The organism is Puniceibacterium confluentis (assembly GCF_007923445.1).
GTDB lineage: Bacteria > Pseudomonadota > Alphaproteobacteria > Rhodobacterales > Rhodobacteraceae > Puniceibacterium > Puniceibacterium confluentis.
The window spans coordinates 1-684 of sequence record NZ_VOJI01000098.1 but is presented as its reverse complement, the minus strand read 5'-3'; the positions used below and the strand labels follow the sequence as shown (position 1 = coordinate 684).

Annotated in this window: 1 protein-coding gene; it reads right to left on the bottom strand. The window is 66.8% G+C overall.

Going from position 1 to position 684, the window contains the following annotated elements:
* Positions 1 to 665: hypothetical protein (locus FOY53_RS22685; protein WP_146592539.1), on the bottom strand; the 665-nt coding region annotated here is incomplete at its 3' end.
* Between the last annotated feature and the right edge of the window lie 19 nt (positions 666 to 684).

Sequence of the window (684 nt, the reverse complement as noted above, 5' to 3'; positions counted from 1 at the left end):
CCAATGGGCTGTACGCCGATGTCTTCGACGGCGACGATCTCGGCCCAGCCGAACACGCCGTCGACCAGATAGGCCGCCTCGGCGCCAAGGGCGTGCTGGGCGAAGATCGCCGAGCCATCCCGCTGCTCGATCGGGGTCTTGACCGTGCAGCCGACCTGCGCCCCGTTGGCCAGGGTCAGCATCACGCAGGGCTGAGCGCCTGGCCGGTTGCTGTAGCAGACATCCGGCTCATGGCCCGAACCGTCGCGCTTGAGCACCGTCAACGCCGTGCCGGCCTGCACAGCACCGGCGCGGATTCTGTTCGGCATGTGCGAGTCGGCCAGCACGCAGATGCCGCCGCCGCCTCCGCCACCCCCACCTACGGGAGGTGAGGGCGGAGACCAACCGCCGCTCGCCTGCTGGGTCGTCTGCACGCCGAGGGCGATATAGCGATCTGGGCTGGTCGAGTAGGGCTGCGTTCCCGACGAGATAGCAACGAAGGTCGAGGCCTGCAGGTCCCAATAGACGGAGTACGCCGTGTTCGGAGCGAGTCCATTGATCGGCGCGCTGCTGACGCTCAAGCTGTACCCAGGCAGATATAGGGTGAACGGAGCGACGTTGATCGACGTCGACGAGGGCGACGATAGCGGCGCGGTCGGATTGATCACCCAGCCATAGCTGGTCATGCCGTTGATCGGCAGCCCG